Source organism: Hydrogenophaga flava NBRC 102514 (genome assembly GCF_001571145.1).
GTDB classification, from domain to species: domain Bacteria; phylum Pseudomonadota; class Gammaproteobacteria; order Burkholderiales; family Burkholderiaceae_C; genus Hydrogenophaga; species Hydrogenophaga flava.
Genome location: NZ_BCTF01000022.1, coordinates 84,467 through 101,005 on the forward strand (window position 1 = coordinate 84,467; position 16,539 = coordinate 101,005).

The following is a 16,539-nucleotide window of genomic DNA, read 5'->3' on the forward strand; positions in this document are numbered from 1 at the left end:
GGCTTTTTTTCCTCGCGCGCTGTTCGTACAATGGCTTTCATTCAGCACACTGAATGACTATTCCACCCACGAAGGAGACCCGCATGTTCCCTACCAACACCTGGTACGTGGCCTGCACGGCCGACGAGATCGACGAAAAGCCCCTGGGCCGCACCATCTGCAACCAGGCCATCGTGTTCTACCGGGCCCACGAGGGCAAGGTGGCAGCGGTGGAGGACTTCTGCCCGCACCGCGGTGCACCGCTGTCCCTGGGTTACGTGTGCGAAGGCAAGCTGGTCTGCGGCTACCACGGGCTGGAGATGGGTTGCGACGGCAAGACGATCGCCATGCCTGGCCAGCGCGTCGGCGGCTTCCCGGCCATCCGCAGCTTCCCGGTGGAGGAGCGCTACGGCTTTGTCTGGGTCTGGCCGGGCGAGAAGGACAAGGCCGACCCGGCGCTGATCCCGCACATGGAGTGGCACGACAACCCCGAGTGGGCCTACGGCGGCGGGCTCTACCACGTCAAGGCCGACTACCGGCTGATGATCGACAACCTGATGGACCTGACGCACGAAACCTACGTGCACGCCACCAGCATCGGCCAGCCGGAGATCGACGAAACGCCCTGCAAGACCACGGTCAACGGCGACGAGGTGGTCACCAGCCGCTTCATGAGCGACATTCCCGCGCCGCCGTTCTGGAAGGCCGCACTGCGCGCCAAGGGCCTGGCCGACGACGTGCCGGTGGACCGCTGGCAGATCTGCCGCTTCACACCGCCCAGCCACGTGATCATCGAGGTGGGTGTGGCCCACGCTGGCCACGGTGGCTACGACGCGCCGGCCGAACACAAGGTGTACAGCAAGGTGATCGACTTCATCACACCCGAGACCAACACCTCGATGCACTACTTCTGGGGCATGGCGCGCAAGTTCAACCCGGGCGACAAGGCGCTGACCGCGCAGATCCGCGAGGGCCAGGGCAAGATCTTCTCGGAAGACCTGGACATGCTGGAACGCCAGCAGCGCAACCTCAGCGCCTTCCCGGACCGCGCCCTGCTCAAGCTCAACATCGACACCGGCGGCGTGCAGTCGCGCAAGGTGATCGAGCGCGTGATCGCGGCTGAACAAGGGGCCGCCACATGACTGCCCTGATCCGTATGCGCGTGGCCGCCCGCCAGGACGAGGCGCTGGACATCTGCAGCCTCGACCTGGTGGCCGTCGACGGCAGTGCCCTGCCCGCCTTCAGCGCCGGTGCCCACATCGATGTGCACCTGCCCGGCGGCCTGGTGCGCCAGTACTCGCTGTGCAACGCGCCCGGCGAAACCCACCGCTACCGCATCGCCGTGCTGCGCGATGCCGCCTCGCGCGGCGGTTCGGCCACGGTGCACGACCAGCTGCAGGTGGGCACGGTGCTGGACATCGGCACGCCGCGCAACCTGTTCGAACTTGCCCCATCGGCACCCCACCACCTGCTGCTGGCCGGCGGCATCGGCATCACGCCGCTGCTGGCCATGGCCGAGCAGCTGGCCGCGCAGGGGGCCGCGTTCACGCTGCACCACGCCACGCGTTCGCGCGAGCGCACGCCCTTCGTGGCGCAACTGGCCGCGGCGCCGTTTGCGGCGCAGGTGCACCACCACTTCGACGACGGTGCAGCAAACCAGAAGCTGGACCTGGCCGCCACGCTGCGCAGCGCGCCCGCAGGCAGTCACCTCTACGTCTGCGGCCCCACCGGCTTCATGGAGGCGGTGCTGGCCGAAGGTCGCGCCCAGGGCTGGGACGAGGCCCGCCTGCACCGCGAGTACTTCGCGGCCGCGCCCATGGGCACGGCGGGCGACGGCGGCTTCGAGCTGGAGCTGGCGAGCAGCGGCCGCGTGATCCCGGTGGCGGCCGACCAGACCGCACTCGCCGCGCTGCTGGCGGCGGGCCTGGACATTCCGATGTCCTGCGAGCAGGGCGTCTGCGGCACCTGCCTGACAGGTGTGAAAAGCGGCGTGCCGGACCACCGCGACCAGTACCTCACGCCCGAGGAGCGCGCCGCGAACAACCAGTTCCTGCCCTGCTGCTCGCGCGCCAGCAGCGCGCGCCTGGTGCTGGACCTCTGATCAGACCCGGCCGGGCCGCTCGTTGAGCACGCACCAGTAGAGCTCGATCTGCTCGGCCACTTCCATGAACTTGCTGAAGCTCACCGGCTTCTCGATGTAGGAGTTCACGCCCAGGTCGTAGGCGGCGGTGAGGTCGCGGTCTTCGCGTGAGGAGGTGAGGATTACCACCGGGATGCGGCGGAAGCGCTCGTGCGCCTTGAGCTGGCGCAGCACCTCCAGGCCGTTGACCTTGGGCAGGTTGATGTCCAGCAGGATCACCGCCGGCAGCTGCTCGCCCGCGTCCCAGCGCGCCATGAAGGCCAGCGCCTCCTCGCCATCGCGCGCCACCTGCACATGGTTGGTGAGCCGCTTCTTCGTGAATGCCCGGAGCGTCAGGTCCAGGTCCATGGGGTTGTCCTCGACCAGGAGAATCGGGGGCGGCTGCAGGGCTGTGTTCATTGCGGGAACTCCAGATAGAAGGTGGCGCCGGCGCCCAGGGCACTCTCGGCCCACACGCGTCCGCCCATGCGCTGCACGGCCTTGGCCACCAGCGCCAGACCGACGCCGGTGCCCGGAAACTCTTCCGCCCGGTGCAGGCGCTGGAAGATGCCGAACATGCGATCGTGGTATTTCATGTCAAAACCCACCCCGTTGTCACGCACCCAGAGGACACGGCGTCCATTTTCCACGCGGCTGCCGATCTCGACCACGGGCGGACTGCTGTCCCGGCTGAACTTCAGCGCATTGCCGACCAGGTTGCGCAGCACCACCGAAATGCCCTCGCGGTCCAGCGCCAGGGTGAAGTCGTCCAGCCCGTTCCGCAGCTGCGCTCCCTCGCGCTCGATGTCGTCGTGGAAACTCTCCAGGATCGACTCGACCAGCGGCCGGATCGCCACCGGCCCGGCCGCCATGTCGCGCCGCTCCATGCGCGAGTATTCCAGCAGGTCGGCGATCAGCGCGCCCATCTGCTGCACCCCGTGGCGGATGCGGCGCACGAAATGCTGCCCCTCTTCGTCGAGCTTGTCGCCGTACTCCTCCACCAGCAGCTGGCTGTAGCCGTCGATGCCGCGCAGCGGCGCCTTGAGGTCGTGCGACACGGTGTAGGAAAACGCCTCCAGCTCCTGGTTGGCCTGGCTCAGCTGCGCGGTGCGCTCGGCCACCCGCTGCTCCAGCGCCTGGTTGATGTGCCGCAGCCGTTCCTCGGCGTGCACCGACTCGGTGATGTCCAGCAAGGTGCCGATGTAGCGCGGTTGCAGCCCTTCGGCGCTCCGGTCGATGCGGCGCGCGGTCCGGCGCATCCAGCGAACGGGGCCGTGGGCGGGGTTGGTGCGGAACACGAAATCCTCGGGCGGGCCACCCGCACGGATGCTCTGCATGTCGTCCATCACCAAGGGACGGTCCTCGGGATGGATGCGGTCCAGGTATTGGGCATCCGTCGGCGGCCGGTCCGCCGGTTCCAGCCCCAGGTTGCGGAACAGCTGGGCGGAGACATTGAGCCGCTGCGTTTCGGCGTCGCCTGCCCAGCTGCCCAGCAGCGACACCGTCTCCGCCTGCTCCAGCATGTCCTTGAGATCGGTCACCACCTGCGAGGCCAACACCCGATCGGTGACATCCATGGTGGTGCCGAAGAGCCGCAGGGGGAGCCCCTGCCCGTCGCACGACAGGCGCGCCCGCGTTTCCAGGTACCGGATACCCGCCGGCGTCACCACCCGGTGCTCAATCACCCGTGTGTCGCCGTCCTTGCCGCCGAGGTGCTCCTGCACGGTCCGCTGCATGCGCGGGCGGTCGTCCGGGTGCATGTTGGCCAGGAAGTTCTCCTGCGAGGCCTGGTCCTTGTCAGGGTCGCACCCCAGCAGCGGAAACAGGGCCCGCGACCAGGTCACCTGGCGCGACGGCAGGTCGATGCGCCAGTTGCCCATGCGCGCGAGTTCCTGCGCCTCGGCCAGCACCCGTCCCTGTTCGCGCAGCGCGGCCTCGGCCGCCTTGCGCTCGGAGATGTCGCGCAGGATGGTCGACAGGTACATCAGCTGACCATCGGGCCCGTGGTGCGAGAGGATCATCTGCGACATCGGGATCTCGCGGCTGTCCGCGCCATTCACCGCCGTCTCGCCCAGCCAGCGGCCCTGTGCAATCGCCGCCGGAATGCCCTCTTCCTTGATCAGCCTTGCGGCCCACTGGGGATGCACGTGGGCAATCGCATCGGCCAGCGGCGCGTCCTGGGGCAGCCCGAGCACCTCGTAGCCGGCCCGGTTGAAATAGAACACCTGCCCCTGCGGATTGGCCATGCTCACGATGTCCGGGGTCGCCTCCAGCACCGAGACCAGGCGGTCCCGGTCGCGCTGCGCCTGGACCAAGTCGGTCTCGTCGACCACCATACCGACGCAGCGCACGAACTGCCCGTCCTCGCGCTCGAACTCGGCCCGCACATGCAGGTGGCGCACACCGCGCACCTGGTTCAGGACGCGGCAGCGCAGGTCGCAGGGCTCACCGGTGCTGGCGCCGCGCAGGACGGCCTCACGCACCAGTGCCTGGTCTTCCGGCACCACAAGGGCATCGGCTTCCTCCAGCGTCATTTCCGGGCGTGCGGGGTCGGTGCCATAGATCACCAGCGCCTGCGGCGACGCCACAAAGGTACGCCTGCGCAGGTCGATGGTCCAACTGCCCATGTTGCCGATGCGCTGAGCCTTGAGCATCTGGTCCTGCATCTGCTGCAGCGCCTGCTCGTAGCGCTGACGTTCGGTGATGTCCTGCACCGTCGTGAACACTTGCTGGATCTGACCACCCGCTTTGCGCTGGGCCCGCACGTCGATCTCCACGTAGATCGGGTTCCCTTTCTTGCCCAAGTACCGTTTTGCAACACGGTACCCGTCCCGCCGATTCGCCATGAGTTCTTCGAACAGGCCTGCATTTCGCTGGATATCCTCCGGCATGGTCAGTTCCGCCCAGCTCTTGCCGAGCAACTCTTCGCGCGAATACCCCAGCATGTCACAGAGCCGGTCGTTGACCTGCAGCCATCGCTTGTCGGTCGGCGAGGAAATCGCCATGCCCAGGAAGGGCAGCTCGTAGAACAGGCGCAGCAACTCGCCCTGCTCCCGCTGGGCCTGCTGGGCTTCCTTCTGGGCACTGATGTCCAGCAGGATGCCGCTGATCCGCACCACTTGGCCGAGTGTGTTGCGCTCGTAGCGGGTGTGGTCGTGCACCCAGGCGGTGGAGCCGTCGGCCCGGAGGATCCGGTATTCCTGGTGGTACTCGTCCGGCCCGTGCTCCAGGAAGCGGTCCACCTCGGCCCCGACCCACCCGGCATCGTCCGGGTGCAGCAGCGAGACAAACGGCACGCCGCCCGCCACCAGCGCCTGCGGGTCGTAGCCCCACTGGCGGACGTTGTCGTTGACGTAGTGCACCGGCCAGCCAGGCGCCAGGCGCCACTCGATCACCACCAGCGGCGACCGGTTGACCAGCTCGCTCAGGTGCAGGGCCACGGCCCGGTCGGCCTCCAGCTGGCGGGCCATGTGGTCGGTGGCGCGGCCGATCAGCGCCAGTTCGTCCTGCCCGGTCAGCCCCGCGCGCGCCGAGAGGTCACCAGCGCCCATGTGTTCCAGGGCGGTGACCAGCTTCTGGGCCCGCCGGAACCAGATCAGGTGCAGCAGCAGCGCCAGCAGGGTCGCCACCCCCAGCGCGGCCAGCGCCTCCGCGGCCAGTTCCTGCAGCGCCTGCTGCCGGCGCTGCGCCAGGGGGACGGCGATGTCCACCATCACACCCAGGCGATGTCCGTCCAGCAGAGGCACCCAGCCGGTCACCAGCGAGGCCTCACGGATCACCGAGATGTCGATGCCGGTGCGCACCGGCCCATTGAAGAGCGCCCGCAGGCGCTCGCGCTCGTCCACCCGGGACAGCGCCTCGTCCAGCGTCCGTCCGATGTCGGCCCGCGAGAGCGAGGCCAGCACCGCGTTCTGGGGACTGACGAGATAGGCGTGGTCCAGGCCATCGTGCAGGCCCAGCGAGCTCACGATCCGGCGCAGCATCAGCGGGTCGGACAGGCCCATGCGCACGTCGAGACGGTTCTGGTCGATGCCCAGACGATCCCGCAGCCGCTGGGTTTCGATCGCCTCCACTTCGGCCGCGATGCGCCCCATCTGGTGCTGGTACCGGATGCCGATCGCCAGCAGGGCCACCAGAAAGATCAGCAGGGGCACCAGCCGGCGGGCGGACATGCCCAGCAGACCGTGGCGCAGCGCCGGCATCACGGCTGAGCGCCTTCCAGGGTCTGCAGGCGGCCGGCCCAGTCCTCGTCCAGCAGCCGCCCCCAGTCCGGGGTCTCCCGGAGCAGTCCCATCAGGCCCAGGGTGATGGCCAGACCTTCCGACTGCTGCCCCAGCGCGCGCGGCCGACCCGACATGAGCGCCAGGCCCTCCCCGTCGGCATAGAACTTGAGCCCCTTGAGGGTGGTGAGGTAGTCAGCAGGCGTGAGGTCGACCCCCGCCGCCAGCAACTCGGCGCTCGCTTGCGGATCGCGCTCCAGGGCATGGAGCCCGCGGCGCCAGCCGAGCACGGCGGCCTCAACCTGCGGCTGGCGCCGGGTCAGCGTCTCCGCCCGGACCACGAGCACGTCCACGATGTCGCCCGGCATCTGGCGGCTGTCGAACAGCGGTCGCAACCCTTCGGCCTGCAGGGGGCCAGCCAGGGGCTCGAACGTCACGACCGCATCGACCAGTCTGTTGCGCAGCGCGGACAGGTGCTGGGAGGCCTCCAGGTTGCGGACCTGCACCTCGTGTGGCTGCAGGCCCCCGGCCTGCAGCAGGCGCTGCAGCATCAGGGCGCCCACCGTGGTCCGCTCGACGGCGATCGAGCGGCCGCGCAGGTCGGTCAGGGTGCGGATGTCCGGGCGCGCCATCACCACATCGGCACCGGCCGAGGTCGACAGCAGGAGCACGATGCGCAGGTCGACCCCGTCATCCGCGAGGCGCAGGGTCTCGTCCAGGGTCAGCGCGGCGCCGTCCAGCAAGCCGTTGCGCAGGTAGCGCATGGTTTCCGAGCTGGAAGCGAGCTCCACCACCTTGACCTGCGCCGCGTCCAGCAGACCCCTGTCGCGCGCCAGCACCATCGGGTCGTAGCCGACCCAGGGGTTCAGACCCAGCTTCAGCGGTGCCTGGGGCGGCGGCTGACAGCCGGCCAGCGCCGCCGCGCCCAGGGCCAGACAGGACAGCAGGCCCCTGCGGTTCAGGGTCCTCCCGGTTTCCTGTCCTGCACCTGTCTGTGGTTCCTGTGGCATGCAATGGGCCGCTGGCTGCTGGTGTGGAACATTCTGTCACCGAAGCTGACAAGCCGGGCCAACGAACCCCGCCGAACCCCCAAGAAAGCCTCACTCCACCGTCACGCTCTTGGCCAGGTTGCGGGGTTTGTCGACATCGGTGCCCCGGGCCAGCGCCGTGTGGTAGGCCAGCAGTTGCAGCGGCACCACGTGCAGGATGGGCGAGAGCGCGCCGTAGTGCTCGGGCATGCGGATGACGTGGATGCCCTCCCCGCTGCCGATGCGGGTGTCGGCATCGGCCAGCACGTAGAGCACGCCGCCGCGGGCCCGCACCTCCTGCATGTTGCTCTTGAGCTTTTCCAGCAGCGCGTCGTTGGGCGCCACCGTCACCACCGGCATGGCGCTGGTCACCAGGGCCAGCGGGCCGTGCTTGAGTTCGCCGGCCGGGTAGGCCTCGGCGTGGATGTAGCTGATTTCCTTGAGCTTGAGCGCGCCTTCAAGCGCAATCGGGTAGTGCAGGCCGCGGCCCAGGAACAGCGCGTTGTCCATGCGCGCGAAGTCCTCGGCCCAGCTGATGACCTGGGGCTCGAGCGCCAGCACCGCCTGCAGGGCCACCGGCAGGTGGCGCATGGCCTTGAGGTGCGCCGCCTCCTGCTCGACCGACAGGCGCCCGCGCACCTGGGCCAGCGCCAGCGTCAGCAGGAACAGGCCGGCCAGCTGGGTGGTGAAGGCCTTGGTCGAGGCCACGCCGATCTCCACCCCGGCGCGGGTGATGTAGGCCAGGCGGCACTCGCGCACCATGGCGCTGGTGGCCACGTTGCAGATGGTCAGTGTGTGCTTCATGCCCAGGCCCTGCGCATGGCGCAGCGCGGCCAGGGTGTCGGCGGTCTCGCCGCTCTGGCTGATGGTGACCACCAGCGTCTTCGGGTCGGGCACGCTGGTGCGGTAGCGGTACTCGCTGGCCACCTCCACCTGGGTCGGGATCTGCGCGATCTCCTCCAGCCAGTACTTGGCCGCGCAGCCGCTGTAGTAGCTGGTGCCGCAGGCCAGGATCAGCACCCGGTCGATCTGTTTGAAGATGCTGTAGGCACCGTCACCGAACAGCTCGGGGGTGATGCCGTTGACGCCTTCGAGCGTGTCGCCAATGGCGCGCGGCTGCTCGAAGATCTCCTTCTGCATGTAGTGGCGGTAGGGGCCGAGCTCGGCGGCGCCGCTGTGCGCCTGGACCGTCTTCACCGGGCGCTGCGCGGCGTCGAAGCTGCGCCCCTGGCCGTCGGTCACCCAGTAGCGGCCCAGCTGCAGGTCCACCAGATCGCCCTCTTCCAGATACACGATCTGATCGGTCACGCCGGCCAGGGCCATGGCATCGCTGGCCAGGAAATGCTCCTGGCCGCCGTCGCCCACACCCAGGATCAGCGGCGAACCGGCGCGCGCGCCCACCACGCGGTGCGGCTCGTCCTTGTGAAACACCGCCAGCGCGTAGGCGCCGTGCAGCTGCGCCACCGCCGCCTGCAGCGCCACGAACACATCGCCCTCGTAGAGCGAATCGATCAGGTGCGCGATGACCTCGGTGTCGGCCTGGCTCTCGAACACATAGCCCTTGGCCTGCAAGGCGGCGCGCAGCTCGTCGTGGTTTTCGATGATGCCGTTGTGCACCAGGGCCACGCGGCCGGCCGCACCGCTGGCGCTGGTGTGGGTAGGGCCATGGCTGAAATGGGGGTGGGCGTTGTGCACCGCCGGCGCTCCGTGCGTGGCCCAGCGGGTGTGGGCAATGCCGGTGCCGCTGGCAATCTGCTCGGCCTTCACCTGCTCGACCAGCTCGGCCACCCGGGCGGTGCTGCGCGCCCGCCGCAGCCCCTCGCTGTGCACCGCCACACCACAGGAGTCGTAGCCGCGGTACTCCAGCCGCTGCAAACCCTGGACCAGAACGGGCACCACGTCGCGCCCCGAAACCCCTGCCACGATGCCGCACATATTGGTTCACTCCATTGGTTGGTATGGGGGCATGGTAGGCACGACAAAAAGAAATAGGCATTCACATGAACAACATTCAGCACCTGATAATTTCATGACTCTTCAGGTTTTTGTTTTTATTTCATTTGTGATCAAACCATGGAATCAGAATTCCTCGACGCCACCGATCTGAGGCTGCTGGAACTGCTGCAGACCGACGCCAGCCGGCACAACCAGACCCTGGCCGCACTGGCCCATGTGTCGCCCCCCACCAGCCTGCGGCGCATCAAGCGCCTGCGGGAAACCGGCGTGATCGAGCGCGAGGTGGCGCTGCTCCACCCCGACCGCCTGGCGCCACTGATCGGCCATGGCCTGACAACCCTGGTGGAGGTGACGCTGGAGCGCCAGGGCGCCGAACACCTGGACGCCTTCGAGACCCATGTGCTGCCCGACCCCGCCGTGCAGCAGTGCTACCGCGTCAGCCCGGGCCCCGATTTCATGCTGGTGGTGCACACCCGGGACATGCCGGCCTACCTCGCGCTGGCACAGAGGCTGTTCACCTCCAGTGCCAACGTGCGCAACGTCAAGGCCTTTTTCAGTGTGAAGCGGGCCAAGTTCGACCCCCGGATCCCGCTGTCCGGCGGCCTACAGACCAGTCCAGCCGACTAGTAACAAGGGGTTATTTGCGTCCGGACTGCGTAACACCCCACCTAGAATCCGTGCATCAAAAAGTTGCCATTTGCCAACAGTCAGGAGGTTGCATGTTTCCGTTGTGGATCGCGTTCTTGGTCGCCATCGCCCTGGTGGCCGCTGGCGTCTGGGCCTATCGCCGCTACTTCCGCAAGGTCTCGGGGCGCGAGGACCGCTACACCCCCGAGCGCATCCTGGCGCCTGAACAGGTCGCCATGCTGGACTACCTGCGCGAAACCTTCCCGGACCAGGTGGTGCTGCCCAATGTCCCGCTCCAGAACATGCTGTCGGTGCGGCGCTCGGCCGACATCCAGCGAGCCAAGGAACGGCTGAAGACCCAGAAGGTCGACTTTGTGGTCTGCGACGCCGAAGGGCGCGCGGTGTTCGCGTTCGATGTCGAGCAATACCACCTCAGCGACGCCAAGGCCAAGGCCCACCAGGTCAAGATCAAGAACCGCATCCTCAAGACCGCCGGCGTGCGCTTCCTGTTCCTCAAGAACAGCATCCACCGCATGCCCACGCCCAACGACTTCCGCCGCCAGCTCGATCTGGCCGCCCTGCCCCGGCCCAAGGCCCAGGACGGCGAAAGCAACAACGGTGAAAGCGTCCGCCAGCAGCTGGAGTCGAAGTTCTCGGAATTCGACACCCTGGTCTATCCCAGCACCGGCTTCAAGGAGTCCGAGGTGATGGGCCTGAGCGGCCTGATGGAACTTGGGGAGGCGAGGACAGACCGCAAGTCCCAGCACGAGCGGCAGATCGAAGCGGTGCGCCGCCGCGCCTGATCCTGCCCGGCAGCGCTCCCTTTTCCCCGGTCAGCTCTTTTTCTTCGCGGGCCGCTGCCAGTTCGGAATCACCGTCTGGCGCCCGCGCGCCACGCTCAGCGCGCCCGGCGGCGTGTCGCGGGTGATGGTTGAGCCGCCCCCTACTGTCCCGCCCGCGCCGATCGTGACCGGCGCCACCAGCACGCAGTTGCTGCCCACATGCACGTCGGCTTCGATCACCGTGCGGTGCTTGTTGGCGCCGTCGTAGTTGGCGGTGATGCTGCCCGCGCCGTAGTTCACCCGCTCGCCCACGGTGGCGTCGCCCAGATAGGCCAGGTGGTTGGCCTTGGCGCTGTCGGCCAGCGTGGAGTTCTTGACCTCCACAAAGTTGCCGATGTGCACCTCGCGCCCCAGCCGGGCGCCCGGCCGCAGGCGGGCGAACGGCCCGATCAGCGCACCCTCGCCGACCGACACGCCGGCTTTCTCGCCCTCGATGTGGGTGAACGGGTGGATCACCGCCCCCGCGCCGATCACCGCGTTGGCGATCACGCAGTTCGCACCGATGCGCACGCCGGCACCCAGTTCGACCCGGCCTTCAAACACGCAGTTGACGTCGATCTCGACGTCCTGCCCGCAGACCAGCGCGCCGCGCACGTCCAGCCGCGCCGGGTCGGCCAGGCGCACGCCCTGCTCCATCAGCGCCTCGGCCACGCGCCGCTGGTGCGCCCGCTCCAGCTCGGCCAGTTGCAGCGGGCTGTTCACGCCGGCCACCTGCAGCGCGTCGGTGATACGGTGAGCCTGCACGGCCACGCCATCGGCCACGGCGAACTTCACCACATCGGTCAGGTAGTACTCGCCCTGGGCGTTCTGGTTGTCCAGACGGGCCAGCCAGCCGCGCAGCAGCTTCGTGGGCACGGCCATGATGCCGCTGTAGATCTCGGTGATGGCGCGCTGGGCGTCGCTTGCGTCCTTGTGTTCGACGATCGCGGCCACCGAAGCGTCGGCCGCCCGCACGATGCGGCCGTACCCCGTGGGGTCGGGCATGTCGAGCGTCAGCAGCGCCAGCCGCTGCCCGCCGCACAGGTCGAGCAGCGCCTGCAGGGTTTCGGGCCGGGTCAGCGGCACGTCGCCCGAGAGCGCCAGGGTCACGCCGTCGTCGGGCAGCACCGGCACCGCCTGCTGCACCGCATGACCGGTGCCCAGCTGCGGCTCCTGGCGCACGAACTGCAACTTCAGCGCCCCACCCGACTCCAAGGCCGGAGCGACCAGGCCAGCTTCCACCTGTTCGGCGCCGTGGCCGGTGATCACCACCACCGCGCGCGCCGATACCCGGGCGGCCGTGTCGATCACATGCTGGGCCAGTGCACGACCGCCCAGACGGTGCAACACTTTGGGCTTGCTGCTCTTCATGCGCGTGCCTTTGCCGGCCGCCATCACCACCACATCCACAGGGAACGACATGAACACCTTTCCTGAGGCCGACAAGGGCACCTCTTCGATGGCGCGGATTATCGCGCGCGCCCTGGTGCTGGGCCTGCTTTCGCTCGTGCTCGTGGGCTGCAGCGCGCTGCGCCTTGCCTACAACCAGGCGCCCAGCCTGAGCTACTGGTGGATCGACGGCTATGCCGACCTGAACGAAGCGCAGACAGGCCAGCTGCGGCGCGACATCGATGCCTTCTTCGCCTGGCACCGCACAGCGGAACTACCCGGCTACATCCCGCGCCTGCAACAGTGGCAGCAGATGGCCCAGACCGACAGCAGCGCCGATCTTGCCTGCACTCAGTTCGATGCCCTGCGCGGCGCCTACCTGCGCATGGTCGACCGCAGCCTGGAGCCGATGGCGCGGCTGGCCCTCACCCTGACCCCTGCGCAGCTGCAGCATCTGCAGAAGAAATACGACAAGAACAACCGGGAGTTCGAGCAGAAGTACATCCGTGTCAGCGACGAGGAGCGGCTGGACAACCTGATGGATCGTGCCCTGGACCGCTACGAACCCCTGTACGGCGACCTGAGCAATGCCCAGCTGGCCCTGCTGCGCGAGCGCATCCGCAGTTCCCCGTTCGACGCCCAGCGGGTGAACACCGAGCGCCTGCGCCGCCAGACCGATCTGATCCGCACCCTGCGCGAACTGCAGGCCGAACGGGGTGCCACCGTGGCCACGGCTACCACCGCGCTGCGCCGCTGGCACGACCGCGTGATGCAGTCGCCCCTGCCCGGCTTCGCGGCTTACAGCGACAGCCTGGTGCGCAACGCCTGCGAGCAGTTCGCTGCCCTGCACAACACCACCACGGCGGAGCAGCGTCAGCACGCCGTGCGCGTGCTCAAGGACTACGAGAGCGACCTGCGTTCGCTCGTCGCTCCCCACTGAGCCTCAGGCCAGCAGACAGACCACGGCGAGCGACATCAGGGCCACGGGCAGGCCCGTGACCACGTGCCGCTTCCAGTCGAGCACGATGCCCTCCCGGGCCGCGAGGTCGGCCACGATCAGGTTGGCGATCGAGCCCACCAGCAGCAGGTTGCCCGCAAAGGTGCTCACCAGCGCCAGCTGGGCGCCGGCCTGCTGGGGGTCGGCCTCCAGGTGCGGCAGCAGCAGCATCACCGCCGGCACGTTGGACACCAGGTTGGACAGCACCGTGCCCAGCACCAGCAGGGTGCCCGGGTCGGTCAGGTGCACGCCCTGGGTGGCCAGCCAGGCGACCGCCTGGGCCGCCAGCCCGGTCTGCTCGAACGCGTGGTTGACGATGAACAGCCCGATGAACAGCAGCAGCAGCTGCCAGTCGACCGAGCCCATCACATCCGCGGAATGGAAGCGGCGGCTGAGCAGCAGCACGGCCGCCCCCACCAGCGCGGCCACGTCGCGGTGCCAGCCGGTGAACAGGAACACCACCATCAGCACCAGCGCCACGGCCAGCCCTTTGGCCGTCTGCCAGCGGTCGAACGGCGCTTCGTCTTCGGCTCGCACCGTGTCGCCAGCCACCTGAACCGCCGCCGCAACCCCGACGCGGGCCCCGGGACCGTAGGCCAGCCAGACCCAGAGCAGCGCCAGGCTGATGCCCACGGGCAGCAGGGCGTGCCGCATGTAGCCGTCGAACGGCAGGCGCAGCACCGAACCGATCAGCATGTTCTGCGGGTTGCCTATCAGCGTGGCGGCCGAACCGATGTTGGCGGCGCAGGCCAGACCGATCAGGAAGGGCACCGGGTGGAGGCCGCGCTGCAGGCACAGGCGCGCGACCACAGGGGTCATGGCCAGGCAGACGATGTCGTTGGAAAACACCGCCGACAGCCCGCCAGCGACCACGATCAGCGCGGCCAGCAGCCCGGCCCGCGACAGCGGCAGGCCGCCCACCCGGCGCGTGACCTCGGTATAGAAACCGCCCAGCCGCATCTGGGCCGACACCACCATGAAGGCGAACAGCAGCACGATGGTCGGCAGGTCCACCGACCGGGCCGCGTCCTCCACCGCCATGCCGGAAATGGCGATCACGGCGATCGCGCCCAGCAGCGCCACACCGGACCGGTCCAGCTTCAGGCGCGGCAGACCGCCAAGAAACATGCCCAGGTAGACGGTGGCGAAGACCAGAACCACCCCCCATTCCGAGGGCGAAGAGACAAAGGAAGACAGCGCAGGTGACATGAAGAGGCTACAGATCGATACACGATTGTCGGCCCTTGTGCGGTAGCTCCCGGACCCCGAATGGGATTACCATCGTTGGCCAACGATCCGGGAGCCACACATGACAACGTTCAGAAACCTGACCTTTTCGAAATTCCTGCTGGCCAGCTTTGCGGCGCTGGCGCTCACCGGCTGCCTGCCAGTGCCGATTTACGAGGTCACCCCCAGCACCGCGCGGGCCGGCACCGAGCTGACCTTCGACGCCTCCGGATCGGTGGTGTCCAACATGCCCGAGGACAACGTGGCCGTGGGCTGGTCGTGGAGTTTCGGCGACGGCAGCACCGCCAAAGGCGAAACCGTGACCCACACCTACGACAAGGCCGGCACCTACACCATCAAGCTCACCGTGACCGACAGCGCGGGCCGCGAGGCCTCCGTCGAGGACCAGTTGGAGGTGAAAGAGGCCCTGGTGATCGAGGACACGACCAGCGACACCGAGGACACCAGCTCGACCGCCACATCCACCACCAGCACGGCGACGCAGTAGCGCTCTTGCTTCATCAACAAAAAAGCCGCTGTGTCCACACTAGCCGTTCGGCTAAGGAGTTGATGGCTTAGGGCTGCGGTTCTGTCTGATTTGAAGCCCCGTTCTGCGACTGCAGGGCGGGGCTTTCTTCCTTCACGGGGCCGAGCCCGACTGCTCCCTCGGACGGAAGTAGAGGATGTCCTCCGGAGCTACCGGACCTCTGGCGAGTCCAAGGCGCATGGCCGGCGTTCTCTTGTCCTGGCCAACTTCGCAGTAGTTGAAGTAAACCCGGAATACTTCAAGAAGCATGACGAGATTGCGAGGGTTGTAGGCGTTCTTGCCGAACCAGATTCTCCGGTCTGCTGATGCGCTAGCGATTCCGCGCTCCGCAACTGTGATTGCGCGACGTACCTGCATGAAGAATCTGTCGACCGCCGTAAGCGTCGCCCTCATGTAGAGGTCCAACACCCCCTCTAACTCCGCTGTTCGGATTTCAGGGTCATCGGGGATGGGCTTTCGATTTGTCAACCAGCAAATCTGCTTTTCAGGTTCTCGGGGGTCTGCCAGCGGATGCGCGAACCAATAGTCATTCCATGCGCCGTGCTTGGTCATGAGCTTGAGCTGTTGTCTGCCCAATTCCAGTGCGGCCTCCCGCTCCGACATTCCGGGGTTCTCGGCAATCACGTCCTGCAACTGTTTCTTGCTTTTTGCAATAGCAGCATGCTTTGCGTCGATGGGTAAATCCGTGTGATTGACGTAGAAGCCCTCTGCGGCACCGCGCTTCACCCGTTCACCCATGGCAGCCATAAACGCGCCTCGCAGCCCTGAGTCCTGGTCCATGAAGCAAATCAATCGCTCTGCCTTGTTGAGCATTCGGCTCACGAATTGCATGTGGGCGAACATGACCACCTGCTCGTGCAATAGCATGCCTTGCGCTGGCGTTCGAATATGTGGTGAGGGGGTATCTGCTTCAACATCCTCGCGAGCCTGCACTTGGGTGTACAGGGCAACGATGGTGGCTGAGAGGCCCTGGAGGGCGAGAGACGGAGACCCCTCACTCATAGAGGCTCGGAGCTTCGTCACTTGGATGCTCGATGCCCTTCCATCTGCGGACTCGTAATCCTCGGGCAGCCAAACACGTGCGTATCTGCGATACGGCCTCGTTAGCTTGTCGTCCCCGACATTCTTGTAATCCTCGTACACGTGGTCGACGTTCAGGTCGGGGTCGTAATTGACATGAACGCCAAGCACATAACCGGTCTCTAAATCGGCAGTCGCCATGGACAGAAGAATCGTATTTCGGCGGTCTTTTCTGGAGGACCAATTGACCACCAGCTTCTGCCTGTCGGTGGTGAGAAACCTCTCGCCCAAATCAGCCTTGGTCGGCAACTGCCCCTCGCGTGCACTAACGAAGGCTTGGCACTGTTGGTGGATGAATTCGAGCTTGTTGTACAGCGTCGAAGGGCTGATTCTATTCATCTTGATGATTCGGCGCAAAGGCACCGAGTTCATCAGCTGCTGGAATACATCTCGATTGATGTGCGTCTTGCGCTGCCGCTTGGTGGACTTGCCGCCGTGGGCAAACACCTTCTTGCATCCTTTGCATTGATACCTTGGAGTTCCATGGCGATTGACTCCGTATTTGACGATACCCGCTCCCTTGCCGGAGCAATCTTCGTTAGGGATGGC

13 protein-coding genes are annotated in these 16,539 nt (G+C 67.0%); 6 read left to right on the forward strand and 7 right to left on the reverse strand.

Going from position 1 to position 16,539, the window contains the following annotated elements; all coding sequences use genetic code 11:
- Nucleotides 1-83: 83 nt before the first annotated feature.
- Nucleotides 84-1,121: a Rieske 2Fe-2S domain-containing protein gene (locus HFL01S_RS18495; protein ID WP_066261248.1), complete on the forward strand. Its 1,038-nt coding sequence runs from the start codon at nt 84-86 to the stop codon at nt 1,119-1,121.
- Complete coding sequence (locus HFL01S_RS18500; protein WP_066261249.1) at nt 1,118-2,080, forward strand: PDR/VanB family oxidoreductase; 963 nt, start codon at nt 1,118-1,120, stop codon at nt 2,078-2,080. Before HFL01S_RS18495 ends, HFL01S_RS18500 begins: the two co-directional genes overlap by 4 nt.
- Here the strand turns inward: HFL01S_RS18500 and HFL01S_RS18505 are convergent, their stop codons facing one another.
- The 4 genes from HFL01S_RS18505 to glmS form a co-directional block, all read right to left on the reverse strand.
- The gene (locus tag HFL01S_RS18505; RefSeq protein WP_066261250.1) at nt 2,081-2,518 is read right to left on the reverse strand and encodes a response regulator; all 438 of its coding nucleotides are present in this window, start codon (nt 2,516-2,518) and stop codon (nt 2,081-2,083) included. It lies immediately after the preceding gene.
- Entirely contained in the window at nt 2,515-6,300 is a 3,786-nt protein-coding gene (locus HFL01S_RS18510; RefSeq protein ID WP_066261251.1) for a PAS domain-containing protein, read from the reverse strand. The genes HFL01S_RS18505 and HFL01S_RS18510 overlap by 4 nt, the downstream gene beginning before the upstream one ends.
- Entirely contained in the window at nt 6,300-7,328 is a 1,029-nt protein-coding gene (locus tag HFL01S_RS18515) for an ABC transporter substrate-binding protein (RefSeq protein WP_084383480.1), read from the reverse strand. Before HFL01S_RS18515 ends, HFL01S_RS18510 begins: the two co-directional genes overlap by 1 nt.
- A 90-nt stretch (nt 7,329-7,418) precedes the next feature.
- Nucleotides 7,419-9,281: a glutamine--fructose-6-phosphate transaminase (isomerizing) gene (gene glmS, locus HFL01S_RS18520; RefSeq protein WP_066261253.1), complete on the reverse strand. Its 1,863-nt coding sequence runs from the start codon at nt 9,279-9,281 to the stop codon at nt 7,419-7,421.
- Nucleotides 9,282-9,419: 138 nt separating this feature from the next.
- On the opposite strand from glmS, the gene HFL01S_RS18525 reads away from it, so the two are divergent.
- Nucleotides 9,420-9,929, forward strand: coding sequence for an Lrp/AsnC family transcriptional regulator (locus HFL01S_RS18525; protein ID WP_066261255.1), 510 nt, complete (start codon nt 9,420-9,422; stop codon nt 9,927-9,929).
- Between the two features lie 92 nt (nt 9,930-10,021).
- On the forward strand, nt 10,022-10,732 hold the full coding sequence (locus HFL01S_RS18530; RefSeq protein ID WP_066261257.1) for a DUF2726 domain-containing protein: 711 nt from the start codon (nt 10,022-10,024) through the stop codon (nt 10,730-10,732).
- 30 nt (nt 10,733-10,762) lie between these two features.
- On the opposite strand, the gene glmU is transcribed toward HFL01S_RS18530, so the two are convergent.
- Nucleotides 10,763-12,172: a bifunctional UDP-N-acetylglucosamine diphosphorylase/glucosamine-1-phosphate N-acetyltransferase GlmU gene (gene glmU / locus HFL01S_RS18535; protein WP_066261258.1), complete on the reverse strand. Its 1,410-nt coding sequence runs from the start codon at nt 12,170-12,172 to the stop codon at nt 10,763-10,765.
- Between glmU and HFL01S_RS18540 the strand changes: the two genes are divergently transcribed.
- Nucleotides 12,171-13,079, forward strand: a complete 909-nt coding sequence (locus HFL01S_RS18540; protein WP_066261259.1) for a DUF6279 family lipoprotein — start codon at nt 12,171-12,173, stop codon at nt 13,077-13,079. The genes glmU and HFL01S_RS18540 overlap by 2 nt on opposite strands.
- 3 nt (nt 13,080-13,082) lie before the next feature.
- Here HFL01S_RS18540 and HFL01S_RS18545 read toward each other — a convergent pair whose 3' ends face one another.
- Nucleotides 13,083-14,297, reverse strand: coding sequence for an SLC13 family permease (locus HFL01S_RS18545; protein WP_245644859.1), 1,215 nt, complete (start codon nt 14,295-14,297; stop codon nt 13,083-13,085).
- A 148-nt stretch (nt 14,298-14,445) separates the two neighbouring features.
- On the opposite strand from HFL01S_RS18545, the gene HFL01S_RS18550 reads away from it, so the two are divergent.
- Nucleotides 14,446-14,871, forward strand: coding sequence for a PKD domain-containing protein (locus tag HFL01S_RS18550; RefSeq protein WP_066261265.1), 426 nt, complete (start codon nt 14,446-14,448; stop codon nt 14,869-14,871).
- 132 nt (nt 14,872-15,003) lie between these two features.
- On the opposite strand, the gene HFL01S_RS18555 is transcribed toward HFL01S_RS18550, so the two are convergent.
- On the reverse strand, nt 15,004-16,539 hold a 1,536-nt coding region (locus HFL01S_RS18555; protein ID WP_218008644.1), incomplete at its 5' end, for a hypothetical protein.

Coding starts and splice junctions, on each gene's coding strand:
- HFL01S_RS18495 (WP_066261248.1), top strand. CDS start 84: ATGTTCCCTACCAACACCTGGTACGTGGCCTGCACGGCCGACGAGATC.
- HFL01S_RS18500 (WP_066261249.1), top strand. CDS start 1,118: ATGACTGCCCTGATCCGTATGCGCGTGGCCGCCCGCCAGGACGAGGCG.
- HFL01S_RS18505 (WP_066261250.1), bottom strand. CDS start 2,518: ATGAACACAGCCCTGCAGCCGCCCCCGATTCTCCTGGTCGAGGACAAC.
- HFL01S_RS18510 (WP_066261251.1), bottom strand. CDS start 6,300: ATGCCGGCGCTGCGCCACGGTCTGCTGGGCATGTCCGCCCGCCGGCTG.
- HFL01S_RS18515 (WP_084383480.1), bottom strand. CDS start 7,328: ATGCCACAGGAACCACAGACAGGTGCAGGACAGGAAACCGGGAGGACC.
- glmS (WP_066261253.1), bottom strand. CDS start 9,281: ATGTGCGGCATCGTGGCAGGGGTTTCGGGGCGCGACGTGGTGCCCGTT.
- HFL01S_RS18525 (WP_066261255.1), top strand. CDS start 9,420: ATGGAATCAGAATTCCTCGACGCCACCGATCTGAGGCTGCTGGAACTG.
- HFL01S_RS18530 (WP_066261257.1), top strand. CDS start 10,022: ATGTTTCCGTTGTGGATCGCGTTCTTGGTCGCCATCGCCCTGGTGGCC.
- HFL01S_RS18540 (WP_066261259.1), top strand. CDS start 12,171: ATGAACACCTTTCCTGAGGCCGACAAGGGCACCTCTTCGATGGCGCGG.
- glmU (WP_066261258.1), bottom strand. CDS start 12,172: ATGTCGTTCCCTGTGGATGTGGTGGTGATGGCGGCCGGCAAAGGCACG.
- HFL01S_RS18550 (WP_066261265.1), top strand. CDS start 14,446: ATGACAACGTTCAGAAACCTGACCTTTTCGAAATTCCTGCTGGCCAGC.